3 protein-coding genes are annotated in these 2,608 nt (G+C 68.9%); 2 read left to right on the top strand and 1 reads right to left on the bottom strand.

What is annotated here, in order from left to right:
* Positions 1–86 precede the first annotated feature (86 nt).
* Positions 87–737 (bottom strand): YceH family protein, encoded by a 651-nt coding sequence (locus tag AB4Y84_RS18915; RefSeq protein ID WP_080150241.1) that lies wholly within the window; start codon positions 735–737, stop codon positions 87–89.
* Between the two features lie 100 nt (positions 738–837).
* On the opposite strand from AB4Y84_RS18915, the gene AB4Y84_RS18910 reads away from it, so the two are divergent.
* Both AB4Y84_RS18910 and pyrF read left to right on the top strand, forming a co-directional pair.
* On the top strand, positions 838–1,758 hold the full coding sequence (locus AB4Y84_RS18910; protein ID WP_100554315.1) for a 5'-nucleotidase, lipoprotein e(P4) family: 921 nt from the start codon (positions 838–840) through the stop codon (positions 1,756–1,758).
* Complete coding sequence (gene pyrF, locus AB4Y84_RS18905) at positions 1,755–2,480, top strand: orotidine-5'-phosphate decarboxylase (RefSeq protein WP_336023033.1); 726 nt, start codon at positions 1,755–1,757, stop codon at positions 2,478–2,480. Before AB4Y84_RS18910 ends, pyrF begins: the two co-directional genes overlap by 4 nt.
* Positions 2,481–2,608: the final 128 nt, after the last annotated feature.

The raw sequence follows: 2,608 nt of genomic DNA, 5'->3' as shown, positions 1-2,608 counted from the left end.
TGCCTGGATGCCGGCCAGCGGCCGGCACTAGCGGGTACCAGTGGGGTCGGAGCCCGCGTTGCGGGATACGACCCCACTGGGTTGTTTCAGCCGCGTAGCTCCGCCAGCTGTGCCTGCAGTTCGGCCACCGCCGCTTCCAGTTGCGCCACGCGCTCGGCTAGGCCGGGGTCGGCCGGCTCGGCACCGCCGCCACTGCTGGCGTACTTCGCTGCCAATGCCGCGCCGTCCACTTCACCGCACAGCAGGTGCATGTAGCGGTCTTCGCGCTGGCCGCTGGCGCGCGGCAGCACCACCAGCAGGGCACGCTGCTGCAGGCGCTCGATGGCGTGGCGGGCTTCGTCGGCATCGGCGAAGCGGTGCAGGCGCTCGGCGCGGGTGACCAGTTCGCCCAGGGTCTGCGGCCCGCGCAGCAGCAGCAGAGCCAGCAGCACGGTCTGCTGCCGGGTCAGGTCCAGTGCGCTCTGCAGGCGGTGCTCGTAGCGGTCGGCGCGCGAGGAAAAGTGCTGGCGGGCCAGACCGAGGGTCTCCAGCTGGCGCAGCGCATGCTCCACGCTGCCGGCACTCACGTTCATCACCGGCTCGCGGGCGGTCTTCTGGTTGGCTGCCGATTGCGCGGCGTTGACGGTCAGCGGGTAGGTGTCCGGGGTGGTGGCTTCCTTCTCCACCAGGCAGCCCAGCAGGCGTGCCTGTACGGCATCCAGCAGCGGAACGTCGGGGGTCTGGGCAGGGTCGGTCATGGCGGCTTCCGGAAGACAACGTGTCAACCGCCAAGCATAGCCGTCCCGGCGGCGCCTTTGCCGGTAAAATGGGCCGGTATATCTGATTGCCGGTGAATCCATGCGTCGTCCCGTTTCCTTGTCCTTGACCCTGCTCGCCACCGCGGCGCTGGGCCTGTCCGCCTGCAAGCGCGTGGAAGCGCCTGCCGAAGCCGCCACCCCGCAAGCCCCGGCCGCCGCCGCCAAGGCCGACGGTGCCCTCGACGCGACCGCCAACGACAACCTCAATGCCGTGCTGTGGATGCAGCGCGCGCAGGAATACAAGGCGATCACCGAGCAGACCTACCGCGCCGCCGCTGACCATCTGGACGTTGCGCTGAAGGAAGCCCACTGGGACGCGCTGGTGCCGGAAGAGCGCGGCAACGAGGCCAAGGGCCTGAAGCCGGCCGTGGTGCTGGACGTGGACGAGACCGTACTGGACAACTCGCCCTACCAGGCTCGACTGGTGCGTGACGGCAAGGAATACGACGAACTCAGCTGGGACCAGTGGGTCGCCGAAAAGAAGGCCAAGGCCATTCCCGGCGTGGTCGATTTCGCCAAGGCTGCCAACGCCAAGGGCGTGACCCTGCTGTACATCTCCAACCGTGCCGTGCATCTGAAGGACGCGACCCTGGCCAACCTGCGCGAGCAGGGCCTGCCGGTGGCCGATGACAGCGTGTTCCTCGGTCTGGGCACCGTGGTTGAAGGGTGCGAGCAGGCCGGCAGCGAGAAGAACTGCCGCCGCCGCCTGGCCGGCCAGAAGTACCGCGTGCTGATGCAGTTCGGCGACCAGCTGGGTGACTTCGTGGAAGTGACCGCCAACACCAATGATGGCCGCGACGCGCTGCTGCAGCAGTATCACGACTGGTTCGGCGAGCGTTGGTGGATGCTGCCGAACCCGACCTACGGCGGCTTTGAGCCGGCACAGTTCAACAATGATTATTCGCAGTCGCGGCAGGCCCGTCATGACGCCAAGCGTGCCGCGCTGGACTACGCGCCGTGAGCCGCGCCCCGCTGCCGCTGCGCGACGACGAGCGCCTGATCTTCGCGCTGGACGTGCCTGATCGCGTGCAGGCGCTGGAGTGGGTCGACCGCCTTGGCGACAGCGTGGCGTTCTACAAGATCGGCATGGAACTGCTCGCCTCCGGCGAGTACTTCCAGGTGCTGGACGAGCTGGCACGCCGCGACAAGCGCGTGTTCGTCGATCTCAAGTTCTTCGATATCCCCGCCACCGCCGCGGCGGTGATCAAGCGCTTGGCGCAGTGGCCGGTCAGCTACGCCACCATCCACGGCTGGCACCCGGCGATGATGGAGGCCTGCGCAGCCGCCAACAGCGGCGACATGCGCCTGCTGGCGGTGACCGTGCTGACCTCGATGGGCCGCGCGGACCTGGCGCAGATGGGCATCGACCGCGAACCGGTGGAGGTCGTGGTCGAACGCGCGCTGGCCGCACAGGCCGCTGGCATCGACGGCGTGATCGCCTCTGGCCAGGAAGCCGGTCCGATCCGCGCCGCGACCGGCGCCGGTTTCTCGATTGTCTGCCCGGGCATCCGCCCCGGTGGCCCGGTCGGCGATGACCAGAAGCGCACCGTGGGTGTGGCGCAGGCCTTTGCCGATGGCGCCGATGCCATCGTGGTCGGTCGTCCGATCCGCCTGGCATCTGATCCGCAGGCCGCAGCACGCGCGATCCAGCAGGAAATCGCGGCGGCGCTGGCCACGCGCTGAGCCCCGCCGCGAAGGCGGTTACGGCGGCACCACGAGCGCCATCCCGTCGAACACGGGACGGCGTTCGCGTGTGTGCCTGTTGCCCTGACGTACCCGGACCCGCGCGGGGAAACTGTGTGCCGCTGACC

It is taken from the genome of Stenotrophomonas sp. 2YAF22 (assembly GCF_052114665.1).
GTDB classification, from domain to species: Bacteria; Pseudomonadota; Gammaproteobacteria; order Xanthomonadales; family Xanthomonadaceae; genus Stenotrophomonas; species Stenotrophomonas indicatrix.
Note: the sequence above shows the minus strand (reverse complement) of the source record. Positions and strands in the feature narration are given on the sequence as shown.

Coding starts and splice junctions, on each gene's coding strand:
- AB4Y84_RS18915 (WP_080150241.1), bottom strand. CDS start 737: ATGACCGACCCTGCCCAGACCCCCGACGTTCCGCTGCTGGATGCCGTA.
- AB4Y84_RS18910 (WP_100554315.1), top strand. CDS start 838: ATGCGTCGTCCCGTTTCCTTGTCCTTGACCCTGCTCGCCACCGCGGCG.